General features: G+C 47.0%; 14 protein-coding genes and 1 pseudogene. 10 read left to right on the top strand and 5 right to left on the bottom strand.

The features are described from left to right. Positions 1–107 precede the first annotated feature (107 nt). Positions 108–7,550 (bottom strand): Ig-like domain-containing protein, encoded by a 7,443-nt coding sequence (locus tag DKW60_RS02050; RefSeq protein ID WP_146203417.1) that lies wholly within the window; start codon positions 7,548–7,550, stop codon positions 108–110. 173 nt (positions 7,551–7,723) lie between these two features. Next, a complete protein-coding gene (locus DKW60_RS02045; RefSeq protein ID WP_109836003.1) occupies positions 7,724–8,887 on the bottom strand; it encodes an alpha-hydroxy acid oxidase in 1,164 nt (387 codons plus the stop codon). A 163-nt stretch (positions 8,888–9,050) separates the two neighbouring features. Here DKW60_RS02045 and DKW60_RS24580 point away from each other — a divergent pair, with 163 nt between their 5' ends. Beyond that, positions 9,051–9,230, top strand: a complete 180-nt coding sequence (locus DKW60_RS24580; RefSeq protein WP_245929542.1) for a ClbS/DfsB family four-helix bundle protein — start codon at positions 9,051–9,053, stop codon at positions 9,228–9,230. Beyond that, a pseudogene (locus tag DKW60_RS02040) lies at positions 9,200–9,595 on the top strand (ClbS/DfsB family four-helix bundle protein); the annotation flags it as partial. The gene DKW60_RS24580 and the pseudogene DKW60_RS02040, both read left to right, overlap by 31 nt. On the opposite strand, the gene xseA reads toward DKW60_RS02040, so the two are convergent. Further along, positions 9,596–10,921, bottom strand: a complete 1,326-nt coding sequence (gene xseA / locus DKW60_RS02035) for an exodeoxyribonuclease VII large subunit (RefSeq protein ID WP_281271810.1) — start codon at positions 10,919–10,921, stop codon at positions 9,596–9,598. Positions 10,922–11,024: 103 nt separating this feature from the next. Further along, a complete protein-coding gene (locus DKW60_RS02030; protein WP_109836001.1) occupies positions 11,025–11,300 on the bottom strand; it encodes a hypothetical protein in 276 nt (91 codons plus the stop codon). A 133-nt stretch (positions 11,301–11,433) separates the two neighbouring features. Between DKW60_RS02030 and guaB the strand changes: the two genes are divergently transcribed. The 4 genes from guaB to DKW60_RS02010 all read left to right on the top strand — a co-directional run bounded on the left by guaB (position 11,434) and on the right by DKW60_RS02010 (position 16,066). Further along, positions 11,434–12,894 carry an IMP dehydrogenase gene (gene guaB / locus DKW60_RS02025; RefSeq protein WP_109836000.1) on the top strand — a complete coding sequence of 487 codons (1,461 nt, stop codon included), beginning with the start codon at positions 11,434–11,436 and terminating at the stop codon, positions 12,892–12,894. Positions 12,895–12,907: 13 nt separating this feature from the next. Then, positions 12,908–14,485 carry a glutamine-hydrolyzing GMP synthase gene (guaA, locus tag DKW60_RS02020; protein WP_109835999.1) on the top strand — a complete coding sequence of 526 codons (1,578 nt, stop codon included), beginning with the start codon at positions 12,908–12,910 and terminating at the stop codon, positions 14,483–14,485. A gap of 113 nt (positions 14,486–14,598) precedes the next feature. Beyond that, positions 14,599–15,072 carry a tRNA adenosine(34) deaminase TadA gene (gene tadA / locus DKW60_RS02015; RefSeq protein WP_281271812.1) on the top strand — a complete coding sequence of 158 codons (474 nt, stop codon included), beginning with the start codon at positions 14,599–14,601 and terminating at the stop codon, positions 15,070–15,072. 37 nt (positions 15,073–15,109) lie between these two features. Continuing rightward, entirely contained in the window at positions 15,110–16,066 is a 957-nt protein-coding gene (locus DKW60_RS02010) for a DMT family transporter (RefSeq protein ID WP_109835997.1), read from the top strand. Positions 16,067–16,108: 42 nt separating this feature from the next. On the opposite strand, the gene DKW60_RS02005 is transcribed toward DKW60_RS02010, so the two are convergent. After that, the gene (locus tag DKW60_RS02005) at positions 16,109–16,981 is read right to left on the bottom strand and encodes a LysR substrate-binding domain-containing protein (RefSeq protein ID WP_109835996.1); all 873 of its coding nucleotides are present in this window, start codon (positions 16,979–16,981) and stop codon (positions 16,109–16,111) included. A 136-nt stretch (positions 16,982–17,117) separates the two neighbouring features. On the opposite strand from DKW60_RS02005, the gene DKW60_RS02000 reads away from it, so the two are divergent. The 4 genes from DKW60_RS02000 (at position 17,118) to cas3 (ending at position 22,497) form a co-directional block, all read left to right on the top strand. Continuing rightward, positions 17,118–18,539 (top strand): L-serine ammonia-lyase, encoded by a 1,422-nt coding sequence (locus DKW60_RS02000; RefSeq protein ID WP_109835995.1) that lies wholly within the window; start codon positions 17,118–17,120, stop codon positions 18,537–18,539. A gap of 145 nt (positions 18,540–18,684) precedes the next feature. Further along, positions 18,685–18,990 (top strand): segregation and condensation protein A, encoded by a 306-nt coding sequence (locus tag DKW60_RS01995; protein WP_109835994.1) that lies wholly within the window; start codon positions 18,685–18,687, stop codon positions 18,988–18,990. Beyond that, a complete protein-coding gene (locus DKW60_RS01990; protein WP_109835993.1) occupies positions 18,987–19,406 on the top strand; it encodes an antitoxin Xre/MbcA/ParS toxin-binding domain-containing protein in 420 nt (139 codons plus the stop codon). Before DKW60_RS01995 ends, DKW60_RS01990 begins: the two co-directional genes overlap by 4 nt. Positions 19,407–19,662: 256 nt before the next feature. Further along, positions 19,663–22,497, top strand: a complete 2,835-nt coding sequence (cas3, locus tag DKW60_RS01985; protein WP_109835992.1) for a CRISPR-associated helicase Cas3' — start codon at positions 19,663–19,665, stop codon at positions 22,495–22,497. The last annotated feature ends 127 nt before the right edge of the window (positions 22,498–22,624 follow it).

Below are 22,624 nucleotides of genomic sequence, written 5' to 3'. Positions count from 1 at the left end.
AAGACCTCAAGACCTCAAGACCTCAAGACCTCAAGACCTCAAGACCTCAAGACCTCAAGACCTCAAGCCCTAAAGATCTTTAGTCAAGAAGCCTTGAGGCTATCGGTTTAAGTGGCGGTCTTGCGCCTGATGATGAATACCAAACCAAACATCATCAGTAATGACCAATGCATAGCGCCACCACCACTATCATTCGATTCAGTATTACTACTTACAGTATTTGAGCCAGAGCCTGTGGTATCAGATCCACCTGAACTATCACCTTCACCGGTTACAGAGTTTCTAACCATGACTTTGACCTGAGCAACAGAGCTGTCATACGTGCCGTCATTGGCAACGAACTCAAAACTGTCATCACCGGTAAACCCACCATCTGGTGTATAGGTGACGGTTTCATCTGAAACGTCCAAGCTACCGTTTTCAGGCGCTTTTATCACAGCAAACTTTAGAGAATCGCCATCCTGATCGCTCGCATCCAGTGTAATTGGTGTGGTTGCATCGGCACGAACCTCAACCTCCTGAGCAAGTGCAACAGGACGCGCACTGGTGCGAGCCAGAGACTGAGCTAATGAGTATTGGAAATAATTACCACTAACACCACTAGACTCGGCGCTATCCGGGTAGAAATCAGTATCGCTACCACCCACAGACAGGTTGTTGCCTTTCATAACCAATTTAATAGCGCTTGGATTGGCAATAGCAGTCAACGGGAAACTCAGCTCTGCCAGATCATTTGCATACTGAACATTAGCAATAACAGTAGTCTCCCAACTCCAGCTATTGGCTGTGCCGGTGTATCGTCTTACTGATGTCGCCTCAACAATATAATCAGCGCCTATATCACCGATACGGAAACCCGTTGATGCGTCGCTATCAGTGTCCAGATAAGTTTGCCATCCCCAGGGGATGTAACTACCAGTTGGACTTGCTGCATTGATGAGACCACGGTTGCGATACAACAGGTAAAGCGTATCAGCGCTGTGAGCCATCGAGGCGTTTTGCCAATTAATGGTGTCAGATTCCAAAGGCATGTCATCCGCATCATCATTAAAACGAGTCAGACTATTCCAGTCATCACCATTGCCATCAATCGATAAACCAGTGACGGGATTGGAAATAGCTTCATGGCTTGTCTCTGTCACTGTGATATTCACAGTGGCTGGTGCACTATCACGACTGCCATCATTCACCACGAATGTGAAGAAATCGTTACCGGTATAATCAGTATTTGCAGTGTAGGTCAGGTTAGGGGCTGTGCCTGTTAACGTGCCGTTGGCAGGGTTGGCTAGCACGCGATAAGTCAAACTATCACCTTCATCATCCAGGCCCGTCAGTACAATACTTAGCGAAGTATCATTATTGGTGCTTAACGCTTGAGACTCTGCAGTTGGTGTACCGTCGTTATACGCGCCACTGCTAAACTCATATTTAAAGAACTGAGTACTCGCATCCACATTGTTTTGCTGATCCGGGTAGAGGTCGATCATTGATCCACCCACTGCGGCATTGATACCACGAACTACCAGACGCATTGAATCAGGGTTACCGATTAAACTTCTTGGAAAACGAATTTCTGCGACCGGACCACCATTGGCAGCTGTTTCTGCAACACCAATATTTTCCCAGTTCCAGTTAGTGCCCAGGCCGGTATAACGATGGATAGCCTGACCTTCAATGATGAAATCAGCGCCAATATTGCCGACTTTAAAGCCTGTACTGCTGTTCTGGTCGGTGTCGAGATAAGTTTGCCATCCCCAAGGGATGTAGCTTACGGATTCACCGGTAGCACTGAAGTCGTGATAGTTGCGATACAGCACATGCAAGAACTGCGCATCGTGAGCCATCGACATACTTTGCCAGTCAATTCTGTTCGAAGAGCTAGTTGATTCTTGTGGATCTGATTCAAATGCAGTCACTGATGCCCAGTCATCTGCCGAGCCGTCCAGCGTCAACGTATCACCACTTGGATTAAATACCGCACCACCGTGATCATTAGTAATCGTAAGATTTACGGTCGCCGGCGCGCTATCAATGATTCCGTCATTCACTACAAACGCAAAGCTGTCGTTACCTATAAAGCCAACATTCGGCTGATATAAATAATTTGGAGCAGTTCCAGTGAGCTGACCATTAGCTGGCTGTGTGGTGATTTGATAGGTCAAGGAATCACCATCAGCATCACTGGCGGTTAAATTAACTGCCGCTGACGAGTTGGCACTGACCAGCACGTTTTGAGCATCTGCTACTGGTGTTGCATTACTTTGATCCGTTCCATCCGGAATGTTGTACTCAAAATAGCTGCTTTCATCATCAGGGTAGAAGTCAATTTGGTCGCCATCATAGGCTTGGTTCGCTCCACGGAATACCACCCGAATGGTGCTTGGATCGCCAATCAGCGCACGAGGGAAACTGAGTTCTGCGGAGTTACCTTGGTAAGCCGCTTGTGCATTAGCAATGCTAGCCCAGCTCCAGTTACTTCCACTACCCGCATACTTCTGGATATGGCGTCCTTCGATGATGTAATCAGCACCGATTGCACCCTGTTTGTAGCCAGTTGAAGGGTTTTGATCCGTATCGATCATTACCTGCCAGCCCCATCTCAGTGATGTGCCGCTGCTGCTAGCAGCTTCAATGGCATTACGGTTTTGATAACCGATATACAGCGTGTCATCACTATGAGAAATAATCGCCTTAAGCCAGTCAATAGGATTGGTCGTTCCATCCGTATCATCAGGGTCGACTGCAAAGAATCCACCCGGTGACCATTCAGTCAGTGCGCCATCTAAAGTGACCACAGAATTGTCAATAGGGTTAGTGTTGCGGCTACTATTGTTAGTATCACCATCAATTTGCTTGAGGAAAGCCACTAATTGGTCAAGCTCTGTACCACTTAAACTAATGCCGTCGTGAGCATTCACAGCCGAGGCTAAGTCAGCTGCAGATCCATCATGTAAATACGGAGCAGTAGACCAAACCCCGCGCAGTGTTGGTGTATCAATACCCGTCAGGCTTCCATTGAGGCGCTGACCACTGCTGGCTTTGATTGTGCCAATGTCATGCAGATTGTCAGGCCCACTGTCTGTGAAGTTGTCACCACTGTGACAGCTGGAGCATTGCTGAGCTTCATAGACTCGTTTACCGGCAATAGCGTCAGTTGTGAGGCTACCGTCACTGTTTTGGTAAGGACTGCTCTCGAGCTCAGTTAAAGAGGCAACATAGGCGGCTAAGGCGTCAAGGTCAGCACTTACCCCCGTTTTTGAATCACCCAAAGGTGTATCACGTGTACCGGAATGGAAGTCACTGTCAGAGAGTAGTCCCAGACCACCTGCCATATCACGAATCTGTCCTTCAAAGTCTTGCACCTCATCGAAGTTGGCACTCCAGTGCAGCATACCGTGTTGCATACCACCACGACCATTGAGTTCGATGGTATTACGTAGGCCTTCACCGAATCCGCCTAAGTCCCAGACTCGTCCGTCATCCAAACCATCGTTATGACAAGATGCACAACTGATGTACTGCTCACGCGCTAATCGAGGATCACGTGCGTCATAGAATAATTGCTTACCGAGCAATACCGTTGGTGTCAGTTGCTCAGAAGCTACTGTGTTGTAAGTTGATTTCAGTACGAAGCTAGCTTGCGAGCTTGAATTAAGCGCACTTAAATCATGAACCGAAATACTGCGATCCATGAAGTTATGCGTGTATAGCGTTTTTCCATCAGCAGAAACCGTCACACCTTGAGGTGCATGTCCCACACGGATACGGGTGATTTCAGACTTATCCATCGCATGAATCACGGAAACCTCACGGCTGCCTTCCAATGCTACATATAGATAGAGTCCATAAGGGCCATAAGCTGCTGAGCTGGCAATACCACCATTATCGTGATCGACACGCGCAGGGTAATCTTCGCTTTCTGAGGATAAATCAACTCGCGAACTAATGCTGCGAACCGTACTGTCGTGAGTTAGCGGATTACCATCACGCATCATGCCGCGCTTAATATTGTCTTGCTTTGAAGGCACCCAACCACTGAGTCCATCAGGAGAAATAACCAGTGGGCCAAGATAGTTAGGAATCCCGCGGCCTGAGTGTTCTGCATCTGAACGTTCAGAGTGCTGCAGCACAATTTTGTCATCCAGACTCATGTCAGAGGTATTAATTGAAGCAATCTCGCCGCCATAGTTAACACCTGCAACGGTTGTTTGAGGATTTGTTGTAGCTTCCCCTGGTACCGGTGGAGAAATAAACCGTGACGCATAAAGCTTACTACCGTCAGCATTAATACTGATATGGCGTACTTTGTCACCTGCAACGACCGATCCAATTTGTGCGCCAGAAGTAGGGTGTAGCTTCAGGACTTCACCGGTAGCTTCAAGCGCGACATAGGCATAACTACCCGTTGGTGAGAATGCAATACCATGTGGCTGAGACGCATGGGGCAGGATGATGCGCTGGACTTCGCTGAAGCTATCAGCATCTAACACACTAATGTTTGCATCACTCTTATTGCTTACCCAGATTCGTCCATCCGGTGCAATAGCAAGTGCATGAGGGGCTTTACCGACATTAATCTCTGCCAGCTTGGCATTCATCACCGTATCAAATACGCTGACAGTGTCATTATCAGGGTTTACATTCCAGATACGGTCATTACCCGAGCGTTCTTCATAAGCAAGGCTCATAGAAATAGCGGGTTTATTATTAGTCAGCACGTTGTGAACCGGCTGAGTGAATTGATACTCTTCAGCAGCACCATCTTCACCTGTCACAATCAAAGTCACCACCGGTGTCCCGGCCGTTGTGAAGGGATGACTGACACTCGATTCGGTTGACAATGGTGTAGAAGCAGTACCATCACCAAAATTCCACTGATAGCGCAAGTTACTGCCACCAGTAACCACCGCATTGTAGGTAACTAACGTATTTACTTCTGCGGGTGAGGTCGTAATCGCCTGAATATTAATCGGCCCAACTACTTGCCAGTTAAAGCTTACTGATTGGCTTCCACCACGGCCATCACTCACCGTGACTCTGCTATTGAAGCTTGCTGCTCTGCCAGGCGTACCCGAAATCACACCAGTTGCTTCATTTATACTAAGACCATCCGGCAAACCGCTCGCACTAAAGCTTAGTGTGTCTTCAATATTTAAATCACTGGCAGAGATATTTAGTGTAACTGCCTGATTGATGGTGCTGGACTGGTTGCCGGGATCACTGATCACAGGGGATACGTTATAGAGAGGATTCTGTCGTAACGTAGCACTTGGAATTAACTGCTTGCTAATGCCTGCGCCTTCATACTGCACCGTCAGGCCATCACCGCCTGTTTTTTCAAAGAATGTGACGATCAGAGAATGGTCACCGGCACTCAAATTGACTGTACCAGAACGCTCTTGCATGGCATGCAGACCATCATTATCAACGACTAAATTGCCATCGATAAATAATTGACTACCGTCATCGGAGTTTGTGTAGAAAGTGTAATTACCCGCGGTTTCAATATTGATTCGTGCAGAAAAACGGAAACCAAAGTACTCGTCACGATTACGCAAAGTGATATCGAAACTGTCACTGGTGCCTGTGGCAACGGGCGTCAGTGCTGAGAAGTCAGGAAGTGCGTTCCAGTTTCCTTCAAAGTATTCATAAGAGATACCAGGCGCGCTACCAACCGGGAAAATATCCCAGGTAAATGGCGCGGAGACAGTAGCCTCACCATCACTCACTATGATTTCAACGGCGTAACTGCCTGACTGTGTCGGTGTACCTGAGATCATTCCTGTATTGGTGTTGATGCTCAAACCATCAGGAAGACCTGTTGCCTGATACAGCAGGCTAGCGCTATCGGAATCACTGGCAATAATCGAATATAATACAGAGTCACCAACCGTATTCACTTGGTTAGCAGGCTGTGTAATAACGGGTAGCCCTGCTGATGAAACCTGAACAATCTTCGCTTCAGAAGGGACACCTTCGTCATTTACAGCAAATAGCATCCAGTAGCCCGGCGTTAACACGTTTTTATTGGAATGTGGCGTGAGTTGGTAGAGTCCGGCACCTGCTTGTTGGAAATCAACCGTTAAGAAACGCAAGTCGGTGTTGACCGCATGCGTCGTTGCAGACATCTTTATCAAACTAAATTTACTGATATCAGCATCACTTTGCAGTGTGAAGGGCTGGCCGTATTTGATAACGTCCGGAGCATTGGTAATGCTTGGACGGTCAGCGAGGCTGCCGTCGTTATTAAATAAATAAGGAGGCGATAATACTTCGGCGTCTCTGTGGTTGGTCGCACAACCACCACATAAACCACTACCGCCAACCAAAACACGTCCATCGGCTAGTAATAAGGCAATGGAGTGATAATTTCTGGGTGTCGCCATGCTGGCAATAGTTCGCCATTGCTGAGTGTCAGGATTCCAGATTTCAGGTGCGAGTACCGATCCTGCATCGCTAAACTTGACGCCGGAGGTGTTGCCACCTACTACTAATACTTCACCATTAGGTAGCATTACCCCGTTCTGAAATTTACGGGCGTGTGCCATTGGTTCAATAGGTGTAATGGTCGGTGAAGGGCCATTGATATCAATAATCATAGCCTTGTTGGTGCTGGCCTGATTGTTGCCAGAAATCGCACCACCAGCGACTAATAGCTTACCCTCTTCATACATGACGGTTGTACCATGCTTGGGATACCAATCAGTAATTTGCGGGCCAACCTGAGTGACACGACCCAAGCCGGTTGGATCAATGACGTGCATGTTTTCAGTAGGGCCGGAGTGGAAAACTTTACCTCTGGGATCTATATGCAGTAAGGGCCACCAGTTGTTTTCATAGTTCGAGGTAAGGTCAAGTATCGGTGACTGCAAGCTGGCACCCGTTAAACTTTTCCAGCCTTGTCCCTCAGTCCATACCTCAGGGTATTGGCCACCACTACTACCAATCGCTGTTAGTACTGAACCATTTGGCATTGCGACCGTTGTCGGATACCAACGACCTCGATTCATGTCATCCAGCCTATTCCAGCTATTATCCCTAAAATCAAATGTACTGGTTGTTTTAACATGATTACGGCCACCATTAATAAACACCCGACCATCTTCTAGCATGGATAAATGACCACAGAACATATCATGCGATTCGTGCGGCATATCCGTAAACGTATTACTGGCAGGGTCCCAGGTTGAGGCGTAGCTGAACTCAGGACCGGACGGGAAAGCGTCGCGCTGGTTCGATGAAAACGTCAGAATGCGTCCATCGGGTAAATTGGCCGCGGTTACCGGTACATGTGGCCACGGGATCACATCACTCCATTGACCGTTGATGTCTTCGTTGCGCGCTGCCAGACGAGCCGCGGTGACTGGTGCAACAAAAGGTGGGTAGTCCTGCGCCAGTTCAGCCCAATACGCATCATCTTGTGCATGTTCAACGGGATTATCTGAATCTGTCAGATCAGCCAATGCTAGACTGGGGGCGATGCAGAGACTTAGCAATAAACCGTTGAAAGGATAGGCGTGGACTTTACTTAGAGGCTTCGATGATTTCACAGTACGACCAATATTATTTTAATGATGTACGGTGATTTAATCACTTACATGAAAAAGTGAAATAGTTATGCGATTAGTGGGAGTATTTTTTTGACTGAGTGATGAGTTATCGGTGGCTTCTTGCTGTCCACTTGAATATTTCTGGTGAAGTCTGAGGTTATCAGTGGATGGAGTTAAGCCCAATCGCCATAAAAATCTTTAGGCACTAGCAATACATCAGCGTCTAAATCAGCAGCTGAGCGCCTGCCGCACAACGCCATCGTGGTATCCAGTTCTTTATGAATCACTTCCAACGCTTTGGTTACGCCACGCTCGCCATCTGCCCCCAAACCATGCACAAATGCACGTCCGATATAGGTGCCGGTTGCACCCAGTGCGAGTGCTTTCAAGACGTCCTGGCCAGAGCGAATCCCACTATCAAGATGCACTTCAATTTTATCGCCAACTGCATCCATGATTTGCGGTAGCATACGAATCGATGATAAGGCTCCATCAAGTTGTCGGCCACCGTGATTAGAGACTACAATGGCATCTGCGCCTACATTCGCTGCCATTTTGGCATCCTCAGCATCTAAAATGCCTTTCAGAATCACTGGGCCATCCCACATGCGACGTAGTTGCGCGATGCGTTCCCAGTCTAATGAGGGATCAAATGCTTCCGCTGTCCATGAAGTCAGCGAGGCCGGATCAGTTACTCCTGCGGCGTGCCCCACTATATTGCCAAAGAAACGACGTTTGGTGCCTAGCATTTCTAGTCCCCATTGCGCTTTCGTCATCATATTGGCAATCGAGGCGGGGGTTAATTTCGGTGGTGCAGATAAGCCATTTTTAAGATCTTTATGACGTTGTCCCATAATTTGCAGATCAAGTGTAATCACCAAGGCAGAACAGTTAGCATCTTTGGCCCGATCCATTAAACGACGCATAAAATCATCGTCTTTAAGGGTGTAAACCTGAAACCAAAAAGGAGTATCCGAATGCTCCGCCACATCCTCGATCGAACAGATAGACATAGTGGAAAGCGTAAACGGAACACCGAATTTAGCCGCAGCAATGGCTGCTTTAATCTCTCCATCCGCACGTTGCATACCTGTTAGGCCAACTGGGGCAAGCGCCACCGGCATCGCGACATCCTGACCTACCATTTTTGATGCTGTGGTACGGCCAGTCATATCGACCGCGATGCGTTGTCTCAAGCGAATTTTCTCAAAGTCAGAGACATTTTCACGGAAGGTTTGCTCTGTCCAAGAGCCGCTTTCGCAGTAGTCGTAAAACATTTTTGGAGTGCGTTTCTTATGAAGGCGCTTGAGGTCGGCAATGTTTGTGATGACTGACATTTGGGTGTCTCTTTGGCTTGATGGGAGTGTGTTTCTATCAAATTCATCGATTAAGATCAAACTTGGTTTGCTTCTTGTTGAAAATACCGAGTAGCATGGGCATCTATTCTCGTTATCATCACACTATAACTTGATCAATAGCGTGATCAAGAGGACGTAAGAAGTGGCCAGACCTAAGTCTAAAAATGAACTGCTTGAGCAAGCGCAAGTTAACTTTGACAAGCTTTGGAAGTTGATTGATTCAATGTCCGCTCAAGCGCTTAAGACAGACTTTGATTTCTCAAACGATGCGAAAAAAAAGAATTACACTGGTCTCGGGATAAGAACCTCAGAGATGTGTTGATCCATCTGTATGAGTGGCATCAGCTATTGATTACTTGGATTAAGGCCAACGTTTCAGGTACTGCTGCGAGCTTTCTGCCCAAGCGATATACTTGGAAGACTTATGGCGAATTGAATATGGAATTTTGGAATAAACACCAACATACCGAACTTCAGGATGCTAAGGACCTGCTGCTAAAAAGTCATGAGGAGTCGTTAGCAATTGTGAGGGCTTTTTCTGATGAAGCATTATTTACCAAAAAGTATTTTAATTGGACTGGTTCAACATCACTAGGCAGCTATTGCATATCTTCCATGCCGAGTCATTATGACTGGGCGGTAAAGAAACTCCGGGCACATTGCAAGAAGTTAACCACCAAACCCTGATTACTCGTTATTGACAGTAGTAACATCCGCCTCAATACTCCCATCCTGCAGCCGCACCTTTACCTGTTGTCCAACACTAATCTGCCGCGTACTCTGCAATACCTCACCACTCTCCGCATCCTGAGTAATGCTATAGCCCCGCTGCAATGTATTCAGTGGACTTACACCATTCAACCGGGAAGCCAGTACCGAAAATTTCCCGGATTCACGTTCCAGTATCTGCTTCATCACTTGATTAAGCCTTGAATCCAGCTGGCTGTGACGTTGCTTCTGTCTCTCCAGACGAAATGCCGGCGCATTGGATTGTAACTTAGCCTCCAGCTGTTTCAGCTTGACGTTCTGCCGTTCCAGATAAAGATTCATTGCCCGAACGCCGCGCATAGATACTTCATCCAAGCGCTGTTTTTGCTGTTGTAAGTGGTAAGCAGGTTTTTGGTTTTCAAGGCGTTGTTGTGAAAGCTGTAGCGCTTGATATCGCTGGCTTACAAATCGTTCCATACTACGCACAAGACGGTGACGTTGTAATGCGGTGGTTTGACGAAGCTCTTGCATATCAGGAGCCGCAAGCTCAGCAGCGACCGATGGCGTCGCAGCGCGAACATCTGCCACAAAATCTGCAATCGTCACATCCACTTCATGACCGACCGCACTAATAATAGGTAACGCAGAGTCATGAATCGCCATCGCCACATTGCGTTCGTTAAATGACCAGAGATCTTCAATGGAGCCTCCACCTCGGCCTACAATCAGCAGGTCACAGCGTTTGTCAGTATTGGCTCTGATAATCGCTGATTCAATTTCTTTGGCAGCAGCTTTACCCTGTACAGCAACCGGGTAGATATAGACGGGTATTTGTGGCGCACGTCGTTCCAGTACCTGAAGAATGTCACGAATTGCAGCACCACTTGGTGAGGTGATCACGCCAATCGCGCTTGGTAGTTTTGGAAGCGTTTTTTTACGATCCGCATCAAACAGACCACTCGCCGCTAAGCTGGCTTTGAGTTCCTCGAACTGACGCTGTAATTCACCGGCACCCGCTTCTTCCATATGCTCAACGATAATCTGGAACTCGCCGCGAGGTTCATACAAACCAACTCTGGCGCGCACCATGACTTTCATACCGTTGGCTGGCTTTAACCGTAAGGCCATATTCCGGTTACGAAACATTGCACAGCGCACCTGTGCTTTTTGATCTTTTAAAGAAAAGTAGAAATGGCCGGAAGCAGGGCGTGAGAAATTGGAGATCTCACCCTCAAGCCAAACTAATCCAAAGCTTTGTGAGAGCATTAAAGCGACTTCTGCATTGAGCTCTGAAACGCCTAGCACTGTGCGGTGTTCGTTTAAAATGCTGATATCTCCGTAATTAGTTCAGTCATTAAAAAAGCCGAGCAAAAAACTCGGCTTCTGGTATCAATATAAGCTTAGCCTATTAGAAACGTGGGCCAGCCTTTTTCGCTTGCTCAGCCTGAAACATCGCTTCTTTGGTTTCTTTCATAATATTTGCGATGAATTTATCTAAATTTTTCTGGTCGTTGTTGTCATGAGCTTTTTTAGCCTTTCTCAACAAGCTTAATGTGGTTGTCCAAGGGAAACCAGCATCTCTTGCGGCCATGACAGCGGCTTCTGCTTCTTTAAAAGTAGCGGCTGATGCACTAGCTGAGGCAACGCTCAGAACCAATCCAGCAATTACACAGTTAAGTTTCATTCTTTCCTCCAGTATACGAATGTCATTATTGTGTGTGTCGATCTATTGATAGCAGTTTACCCCGTACAGGTCAATGGTTATAATGAGGCGCTTATTTTAGGAAATACCCGCTCCCAAGTACCTTGGAGGTCTTATGCGAATCCTTGAAGAAGCACTCACTTTTGACGATGTGCTACTTGTCCCGGCTCACTCAACAGTGCTCCCCGCTGAGGTTAGTCTCAGCACTCAATTGACGCGTGAAATTCGCATGAACATCCCTATGTTATCCGCCGCGATGGATACAGTTACCGAGGCCAAGCTTGCAATAGCTTTGGCGCAAGAGGGTGGCTTAGGCATGGTTCATAAAAATATGTCGATCGAAGCGCAAGCCCGCGCTGTCCGCAATGTAAAGAAGTTTGAAAGCGGCATCATCAAAGATCCGTACACCGTGACTGCGGATACCTCGGTGCGTGAGGTTATTGAATTAACGGCAAAACGTCGCATTTCTGGTGTACCAGTGATTGCCGGTGATAATGATCTGGTGGGTATTGTTACCAGTCGTGATCTGCGTTTTGAAACCAATCACGACCAGCCAGTTAGTGAAATCATGACGGCAAAGGACAAGCTGATCACGGTTAAAGAAGGCACAGAGCGTGAAGAAGTGTTGCGTTTGCTGCACCAAAACCGTATCGAAAAGATTCTGGTAGTCGATGATTCCTTTAAGCTGCGTGGTTTGATCACAGTAAAAGACATTCAAAAATCCAGCGACTTCCCAAATGCCTGTAAAGATGAAAGCGGAAGCTTACGTGTTGGTGCGGCTGTTGGTGTCGGTCATGGCACAGAAGATCGTGTTGCAGCCTTGGTTGAAGCCGGTGTGGATGTATTAACGGTTGATACTGCACATGGTCACTCACAAGGTGTACTGGATCGCATTAGCTGGGTTAAGAAGCATTACCCGCAAGTACAAGTCATTGGTGGCAATATCGCGACCGGTGCGGCGGCATTGTCTCTGGTTGAAGCTGGCGCTGATGGTGTGAAGGTTGGTATTGGTCCGGGGTCTATCTGTACCACACGCGTTGTCGCGGGTGTTGGTGTGCCACAAATTACAGCCGTGATGAATGTTGCAAAAGCGTTAGAAGGCACAGGTGTTCCGTTAATTGCAGACGGTGGAATTCGTTACTCGGGTGATGTGGCTAAAGCACTGGCTGCTGGTGCGCATTGTGTCATGTTGGGCAGCATGTTGGCGGGAACGGATGAAGCACCGGGTGAAGTGATTCTTTATCAGGGGCGTTCATACAAGTCTTACCGTGGTATGGGCTCATTGGGCGCGATGGCGAAAGGCTCTAGTGATCGTTATTTCCAGGAATCTGAGAATGCCGTGGATAAACTAGTACCGGAAGGCATTGAGGGCATGGTTGGTCACAAAGGGCCAATGTCTAATATCATTCACCAAATCAATGGTGGTATTCGTGCCAGCATGGGCTATGTCGGCTGTGCCAATCTGGATGAAATGCGCACCAAGACGGAATTTGTCAGAATCACCGGTGCCGGTATGAAAGAATCACACGCTCACGATGTCACCATCACAAAAGAAGCCCCTAACTACCACAGCTAATTGGACTCCCTAGATGTCAAATAATATTCATGATGATCGCATCCTGATTCTGGACTTCGGTTCGCAATATACTCAGCTAATCGCACGCCGTGTGCGTGAGGTGGGTGTTTATTCTGAGATTTATCCTTGGGATATCGATGAAGAAAGCATCCGTAACTTTAATGCGAAGGGAATTATCCTGTCGGGTGGTCCTGAGTCGGCCATGTTGTATGATGCGCCGGTTGCACCACAAATTGTGTTTGACCTTGGTCTGCCAGTACTCGGTATTTGCTACGGCATGCAGACCATGGCGCAGCAGTTGGGTGGTGAAGTAGTCAGCTCGAACCAGCGTGAATTTGGTTATGCTAAAGTTCGCGCGCGTGGTCATACTGAGCTACTTCGAGACATTCAGGATGAAGTGAATGAAGAAGGCCATGGCCTGTTAGATGTGTGGATGTCACATGGCGATAAGGTCAATGCTATGCCGGAAGGCTTTAAGCTAATGGCAAGCTCACCGAATGCACCGATTGCCGGTATGGCGGATGAAGATCGTCGTTTTTACGGTATTCAGTTCCACCCGGAAGTCACGCACACGGAAAAGGGTGGCGAGATCTTATCGCGCTTTGTACAGGGTATTTGTGGCTGTGAAGCACTGTGGAACCCTAAGAATATTATTGCTGACAGTATCGAACGCGTTCGAGAGCAAGTCGGTGATGATGAGGTGATTCTGGGACTGTCTGGTGGTGTTGATTCTTCAGTGGTTGCAGCGTTATTGCATGAAGCGATTGGTGATCAACTGACCTGTGTATTCGTGGATACTGGCTTATTACGTCTTAACGAAGGCGATCAGGTCATGGATACCTTCGCTGAGCACATGGGCGTTAAGGTGATTCGTGTGAATGCATCTGAGCGCTATTTCTCAGCATTAGAAGGTGTCACTGATCCGGAAGCGAAGCGAAAGATTATCGGTAATTTATTTATCGAGATTTTCGATGAAGAATCTGCAAAACTGACCAGCGCAAAATGGCTGGCTCAGGGCACGATTTATCCGGATGTCATCGAGTCTGCCGGTAGTAAAACCGGTAAAGCGCATGTCATTAAGTCCCATCACAATGTGGGTGGATTGCCGGATGATATGAAGCTTGAACTGGTTGAGCCGCTGCGTGAGTTATTTAAAGATGAGGTTCGCGCGATTGGTGTGGAGCTGGGTCTGCCTCGTAAGATGGTATTCCGTCATCCGTTCCCTGGCCCTGGTTTAGGTGTGCGTATTCTGGGTGAAGTTAAAGAGGAATATGCGGACTTGCTTCGTCAGGCTGATCATATCTTTATGGAAGAACTGGACAGACACGATCTGTATGACAAAACCTCTCAGGCCTTTGCGGTATTCCTGCCGGTAAAATCGGTTGGTGTTATGGGTGATGGTCGTCGCTATGACTGGGTGATTGCATTACGTGCGGTTGAGACGATTGATTTTATGACAGCTCGTTGGGCGCGTCTGCCGTATGAGTTCCTTGAGCTTATGTCACTGCGTATTATTAATGAAGTCGATGGTATCTCACGTGTGACTTACGATATTTCTGGTAAGCCACCAGCGACCATTGAGTGGGAATGATCGGGCAGAAGCCTGCTTTGAATGCCACATCAGATACTTCGGAACATACCGAAGTGTCTGGTGAGGTATCTAATGATGTCAGTGAGACTGTAGTCGATGAGGCACCTGAAGAAGTGACTGATGGGTCTTTAGATCAGGATCGGCTTTGGATGTCGCATGCTATGCGATTGGCCGAACGTGCCGAAGCTCAGGGCGAAGTGCCGGTTGGTGCGGTGCTCATTAAAGATAACACGCTAATCGGCGAGGGCTGGAATCAGCCGATTAGTCATCATGACCCTAGCGCACATGCTGAGATCATGGCACTGCGCGCAGCGGGGCAAGCATTAGAAAACTACCGACTGCCAGATACTACCTTGTACGTCACGCTTGAGCCTTGTGCCATGTGTGCCGGTGCGATGCTCCATGCACGGGTAACGCGGGTAGTATTCGGTGCATTTGATCCCAAAACGGGTGCAGCGGGTAGCGTGTATAACACCTTGCAAGATGACAATAATCTGCATAAATTAGAGGTGCAGGGTGGGGTGCTGGCTGAACAATGCAGTGAGCAATTGAGAGCTTTCTTCAGGCGTCGCCGCAAAAACAAATAATCAATAAGCAAATCGCGCTTATTTTCTGAGAATATTTATGACTGATTCAAATGCCGCTACGACGTCTGTAGTGAAAGGCCCGTTGTTGGCGCTTGCCGGTTTTGCTGTGTTTTCCACACACGATGCCTTGTTGAAATCGCTGAGTGAGTATTCGGTATTCCAGACGATTTTCTTTGCCATGTTGTTCGGATATGTGCCGTTTTCACTGGCGCGGGTGGTGGATTCAAACCCCGGTTCAATTAAAGCGGTAAACCCAAAACTGGTTATTTTTAGATCCTGCCTGATGGTTGGCAGCTTATGCTCCGCATTTCTGGCGTTTTCCATGCTGCCAATGGTGGAGGTCTATGTACTGATCTTTATGGCACCGATTATTATCTCTATTCTGGCGATTTATTATCTTGGTGAGAAAGTACATCTATTTCGCTGGTTTGCCATTCTGGTTGGCTTGCTGGGAGTGATCATTGTACTCAGGCCGTCGGTTGAAACACTGTCCATTGGTCACTTGTTTGGGTTTCTGGCGGCGTGTAGTAGTGGTGGGGCGGCGATTATTGCCCGTAAGGTCGGTTCCAGTGAAAACGCGGCAACCCTTATTTTGTATCCCATCCTCACCAGTATTATCGTCACCGGCTGTGTACTGCCATTCGTGTACAAACCTATGCCGCTACAGGATCTGGGTGTGATGTTCCTGATTGGCGTATTTGGACAGATTGGACAGCTGTTAATTCTGTTCGCCTATCGTTCGGCCAATGCCGCATTTATTGCACCGATGCAGTACAGTCAGATGATTTGGGCGGTAATTTTTGGGCTGTTTTTCTTTAATGAATCGATTGATCAGTGGGTGGTTATTGGTTCTTTGGTGACCATATTCTCGGGTGTGTTGATTGTGTGGCGAGAGGCGATTGTGTCTAAGATCCAGCCTAACCTTAACTCCAGAAACAGTCGTATGGTCTCTGCTGCACCCGCACCGATTCGTGAGAGTGACGAGCTGCGCTAAGGCTTATCTATTACTAGTTTGTTTCGTGTAGAGCATTCCGGTTTAGATCAAACTCGTTTTGATGTATTCAGCCAGCAGATCAATGGCTTCGCTGCGGCTATCGACTTCCCGGATCAGGCTGATGGTTACCTCGCCCAGGTCCGGGAATTGCTCTGACTCCTGAATGATATCTAAGGACTCCGGTACGGTACTTTTCGCCAGTGCTGTTACGCCCAGTCCCTCAGCAATTGCCACCTGAATTCCCGTTAAGCCCGGTATGGTGTAGACAATGCTCCATGGCTGATTGATGCGGCTGAGTCGTTGCAGCATACGGCGTCGATATAGACAGCCCTCCGGTGCAACCACTAAGGGGATGGTCTGTTTCAGGTGTGCCTCGGAATCTTGCTTACTCACCCAGACCAGTTTGTCTTGTTTGATTATGCGACTGTGTGGACTAATCAGATTTTCGTCATCACTCAGGCTGAGCAATACATCGAACTGTTTGTTCAGAAACTGAGGCGCTAAATTTTTACTTAGGTCTGAAGTGACCTCCAAACGCACTCCGGGGTAGATTTTTGCAAAACGCCCGATGATTTTTGGCAAGAGGGTTGAAGCAAATTCATTGGGAATACCCAGACGAATACTGTCGCGAATGGTTGGCTTGGCAAAATAATTCATAGCCTCATCGTTTAGTACCAGAATCCGCTGCGCATAATCAAACAGTACCTGGCCTGAAGCCGTCAGCTCAAAGCGGTGTCCTTGGGTGCGCTTAAACAAACTCTCATTCACAATCGATTCCAGCCGTTTTATCTGAAGACTGATAGCGGGCTGTGAGCGTCCCAACATTTCACCGGCACGGCTGATATTGTTGAGTTCAGTCACCGTGACAAAGGTTCGCAGCAGATCAATGGGGAGATTTTTAAAGCTTACATTCATTAAAAGTTAGCTAAACTAAATTTATTTATAATATTAATAATTTCATTTTAACTATTCATTTAACAAATGCAATCTTGGGTCATAACATCACGCTAACGATAATCTAATAAACACTCACTTTAGCGGGAAAAAGCCAATGACCATCAGCGTATTCGATTTGTTTTCAATTGGCATCGGGCCATCGAGTTCTCATACGGTTGGGCCAATGCGAGCCGCCAATTTATTTGTCGACTCGCTCGCCACATCGGGCCTGATGAATCGGGTGGCGCGGGTCAAGTCTGAGCTATTTGGTTCTCTTGGCGCCACGGGTAAAGGGCATGGTTCTCCAAAAGCGGTTTTGATGGGATTAGAGGGCGAAACTGCCGAGGCGGTGGACATTGCCTCGATGTCTGATCGATTGAATCGTATGCGTACTGAGAATTGCCTGTTATTGGGCGGTAGCCACGAAATTACATTTAACGAAGACGAAGATCTCCTGTTGTATCGTAAAAAAAGCCTGCCATATCACCCTAATGGTTTATGTTTTGAAGCATTGGATGCGGACGGGGAAAGCTTACTGAAGCGCTGTTATTACTCCGTTGGTGGTGGATTTATTGTAGATCAGGATGCAGCAGCAGGTGGCAGTGCTCAAATTGTAGAAGACAATACCATCGTGCCTTACCCCTTCAAGACCGGTGCTGAGCTATTGGCCCTATGCGAAAGCAATGGTTTATCAATCAGCGATATCATGCTGGCAAACGAGTGTGTTCGGCAAACTGAGGATAAAGTCAGGGAGGGGCTACTACAGATCTGGCAAGTCATGCAGGAGTGCGTGGTGGCTGGTTGTCAGAATGACGGCATTTTGCCGGGTGGTTTGAAGGTAAAGCGACGCGCACCTGATTTGCATCGTCAACTACGTGAACGCATGGAAATGGTAATGGTTGATCCACTCTCTGCAACCGACTGGGTGACGCTCTATGCTTTGGCGGTCAATGAGGAGAATGCAGCGGGTGGACGGGTCGTGACTGCACCGACGAATGGTGCTGCAGGCATAATTCCCGCGGTATTGCATTACTATACCCGTTTTCATTTGGACCATAACAGTCCGGGATGGAGCAACGATAAGGTGGTCCGGTTCTTATTAACTGCAGCCGCAATTGGAATCTTGTTTAAGGAAAATGCCTCGATCAGTGGGGCAGAAGTCGGTTGTCAGGGTGAGGTGGGTTCTGCGTGTTCGATGGCGGCAGGCGCACTGACTGAGGTGTTAGGTGGCACACCTGCACAAGTAGAAAATGCCGCAGAAATTGGCATGGAACATAATCTGGGACTAACTTGTGATCCTATTGGTGGTTTGGTTCAAGTGCCGTGTATTGAGCGCAATGCCATGGCGTCCATGAAAGCAATTACTGCATCACGCATGGCGTTACGTGGCGATGGAACGCACTTTGTTTCCTTGGATAAAGTCATTATCACTATGCGTGAAACGGGCCGTGACATGCGCCGCAAATACAAAGAAACTGCGCGTGGTGGCTTGGCGATCAATGTATTGGAGCTACCGGTAAATATTACGGAGTGCTAAGTTTAGTTACTTATGCCTTACGTGCGTAAATTCGTCATATGCGCTTATGGATAAGGGGATATAGCTGGCTTATCTTGAAATGGTTATTATGTTGTATTCCTTACCGCCCTGGGTGTAATTAATGGGCATACAGCGGAGTGAATCAATGTCGGAAAGTCAGACCAGTCTGGAAAAAGAAAAGCGGATTTTAGCGGTCCTACGCAAAACCTTGGCGCAAGTCGTTAAAGACGTGACACCTTCTGACGCTGCACTTCGTACACCGTTACAACCGTCCACCATTGAAGATGTGCGCATGTGCTTTGGCCTGATCGCTGCGCGTGAGCGCGAAATTATGGATGAGTTAAAGCTCACTGCCAAAGAGCGTCCGCAATTCATCGATGAGCCTACGAAAAGCAATGTGGTTAATTTTATCCCGACTACGACTAAAAAAGATTCCGGAGATCAGTCATGAATGTAGATCAGTATTCAGACGAGCACAAAAAGGAACTCACTAAAGGGGTCATGCATTATCTGGATAGCTGGAAATTATCTAGTGATCAGGTTATGTCTATGCTAAATCTACCAGACACTGTACGGAGCCGAAGTCTCGCACACTTCCGCGGTGGCATGATGGCTTTTCCGGAGAATGTTGGTGTGTGGGAACGGGTTGACCACATTATTGGGATTGCTGATGCATTGCGCACGACTTATCCGTTTAGTGAGCCGATGCGTTTAGTGTGGTTGCGTAAACCCCACCGTCGGTTTAATCGTCGCAGCCCGCTGGAGGTGATGCTGGAAGAGGGAACCAGTGGTTTGCTCAAGGTGCGCATTGATGTTGATTGTGCGTATGGATGGAAGATCTCTGAGTCCATGGCTAACAATCAGTAGTTTTTTTCTCGTCCCACGAGCAATATTAATTGCTCTTCGCCGACTCCCTGCGCTCGTAAGGACTACGAGAAATTAATATCGTGCGAGGGTTTGCTTGGGTGTTGTGCGATTAAAGCCAAACTTTGGAATTTTTCTTTGTCGGTAAGTATCTTTGACTCCCCCTGAATAATATCAATTACTTAGATTAATAGATGAAATTGATTAAAAATTAATTTTTTATAATCTAATGTTGTATGTGATTTATTAACTATTTTTTGTGTTATTGTTGGCTGGATCTTTGTATTTTGTACATTATGTCAACAGTAAGGGCGCAGTAGTGATAACTGAGTCAACATATTTTCAATACTGGGGTAAGTCAGCTCCGAATTCGTATAAACCAAATGTGGCTTGCCACCTACTGCCATATCACTCTTTGGATGTGGCAGCGGTTGGGTATGTTTTACTAGATAAAAACCCAAGCTACTTAAACCAGTTTCAGTCGCTTACAGGAATAACTCCAGTAAACCTTAAAAAGTGGATTACCTTTTTATTAGCGTTGCATGATATAGGTAAGTTCGCTGATAGTTTTCAAGGTTTGAACCCTGCTGTTCTTATGCGACTGCAAGGGCGGGAGAGTGATCGTGAATATTATGAGCGACATGACTCTTTGGGTTGGATTTTGTGGAAAGAATCTCTAAAAGAACAATTTCAGAAACACGGAATTATCCCACGCTCGGCAGGCTCCAAACGTCGTAAGGCTTCAATAAGTCCTATTGATATCTGGATTGCAGCAATGGTTGGGCATCATGGTCAGCCACCTAAGCCAGTCACTAGCCGTCAGATTCCCGATGACTTTAATGCCTTAGTTGATTTTGATGCAGCCGCTTCATTTCTGAACGATCTTATTCCTTTGTTATTGGAGGATGGAACGGCATTTCCAGAGTGTGAACTTGGTTCTATCCAGCTTGCATCTTGGTGGCTATCTGGTTTTGCCGTACTCTGTGACTGGCTAGGATCAAATACTGAGTTTTTCCCTTACCAAGATGATCACGAACCTCTTGAGTCATATTGGGACAAAGCCAAACGACGTGCAGTCCAAGCGATTCAGGCAACTGAGTTAACCGGCAATTCCCCGTCACTTTCATTAGGCCTGTCAGATCTAATTGAACTCCCCGAAGGTTTGAAACCAGAGCTGACGCCGTTGCAAAAAGCAGTCAGTGATTATGAAATTAAAGATAGTCCACAAGTCTTTATACTGGAAGATGTTACAGGCGCAGGAAAGACTGAAGCTGCTGTATTACTAGCCCACCGCTTGATGAAAAAAGGCTTAGGTAATAGCGTCTATTTCGCGCTACCAACTATGGCAACCGCCAATACGATGTATGAGCGAATGCGGCATGTTTATAAAAAACTCTTTTCGCAATCAGTTCAGCCTTCTCTCGTACTTGCGCATGGAGCAGCTGCCATGTCCGACGGATTCCAGCAGTCTATCGTTGGGAAATATTCTGCACAGCAGACTGAATATGATACCAACGAACAATCCGCCGAAGCTCATTGTAATTCATGGCTTGCCGATAATCGCAAAAAGTCGTTATTAGCTGAAATTGGTATTGGAACAATTGATCAGGTTTTGCTGGCAGTATTGCCATCAAGACACCAATCGTTACGACTATTGGGGTTGCTTAATAAAGTGCTTATTGTCGACGAAGTGCATGCTTGCGATGCATATATGCATGAGTTGTTGTGTGCTTTACTGAGAGCGCATGCTGCAGCTGGTGGGAGCGCTATTTTACTATCGGCAACACTGCCTCACCACCAAAGAAGGTCATTGTTACAAGCTTATGCTGATGGGCAGAAATGGCCTAAAGTGTCATTGCAAAAAACAGATGATTATTCTTATCCATTGATGAGTAACATGGATTCATATGGGACTCACGAACAAGTAATTGCTACTCGTGACAATGTTAAACGCGAAGTTACAACTGTGTTTATACATGATGAAGCCGAGGTTGAGCAGTTGCTAAAAATAACAGTAGAGAATGATCAATGCGTTTGCTGGATACGCAATACTGTTAAGGATGCTGTTGAGTCTTATCAAAAGCTCAGGGTGGCTCACCCTGAATGGAGTATCGACTTGTTCCATGCACGTTTTGCACTTGGTGACAGAATCGCCATTGAAAAGCGGGTTGTGGAACGTTTTAACAAAGAGAGCGGTGTTGCTAACAGGCGTGGGCAAATACTCATAGCTACGCAGGTTGTGGAGCAATCTTTGGACTTGGATTTCGATACGTTAGTTACTGATCTTGCGCCAGTTGATTTGGTGATTCAGAGAGCGGGACGTTTGCGCCGTCATAGTCGTGATCAGCAAGGAAATCGAATATCTGGACAAGATCAACGGGGTAATGTGAGTTTACATATCTTTTCACCTCCGATTTCGGATGCTCCTAGCTCCAAGTGGTACGCCGCTCGATTTCCAAATGCCCAAAAGGTTTATGAACATCATGGCCAGCTCTGGCTAACAGCTACTCTGCTTTATCGCAAAGGTAAGTTTCGAATGCCAGATGATGCTAGGTGCTTAATTGAGGGAGTATATGGTGATGATGCGCAAGCTGAGATTCCAGAGGGACTACTTCATCAAAGTTTTGAGGCTGAAGGTGGAGATAGAGCAGATGCCAGTATTGCCTGCTTAAATGCATTAAAAATGGATGTTGGGTACTCCGATGCATCAACGAACCGGTGGTGGGATGAAGCACAAACCCCAACACGACTAGGTGACCCAACTACAACGGTGTATTTAGCTAAGTGGCAGAATAATGAGTTATTGCCTTGGTCTGATGAAAGCAAGCATTCATGGCAATTGAGTGCGGCATCGATGCGGACATATTGGGTTGCGAAAGAAGGGACTTTTCCAGAATTGACACAGGAAAAGTTGGATCTCTTTAAGGCTCAGCATTTGCCTGTAAAAGGTAAGTGGGGTGTGCTTGTGCCATTGAAGAGTGTGGATAACGGTGTTTGGCAAGGAGTGGCACTTAATGAACAGGGTGCAGAGATTAGAGTGACCTACAGTCGAAATGGTTTGGAAGTAGCGGAATATCAAGATGGTTGGTCTTGATATTCCAATCCCCAGTTATCTGGGGAACAGCGTCCAATGGTCTTTTATAATTACCATTAATGCGGTTCATCCCTATCAGGTAAGACGGGGAAAGTCTAAGTATAGCAAAGTGTAATTATGCAGTAGA

It is taken from the genome of Leucothrix pacifica (assembly GCF_003172875.1).
GTDB classification, from domain to species: domain Bacteria; phylum Pseudomonadota; class Gammaproteobacteria; order Thiotrichales; family Thiotrichaceae; genus Leucothrix; species Leucothrix pacifica.
The sequence above is the reverse complement of the archived record's forward strand: the minus strand, read 5'-3'. Positions and strand labels throughout refer to the sequence as shown.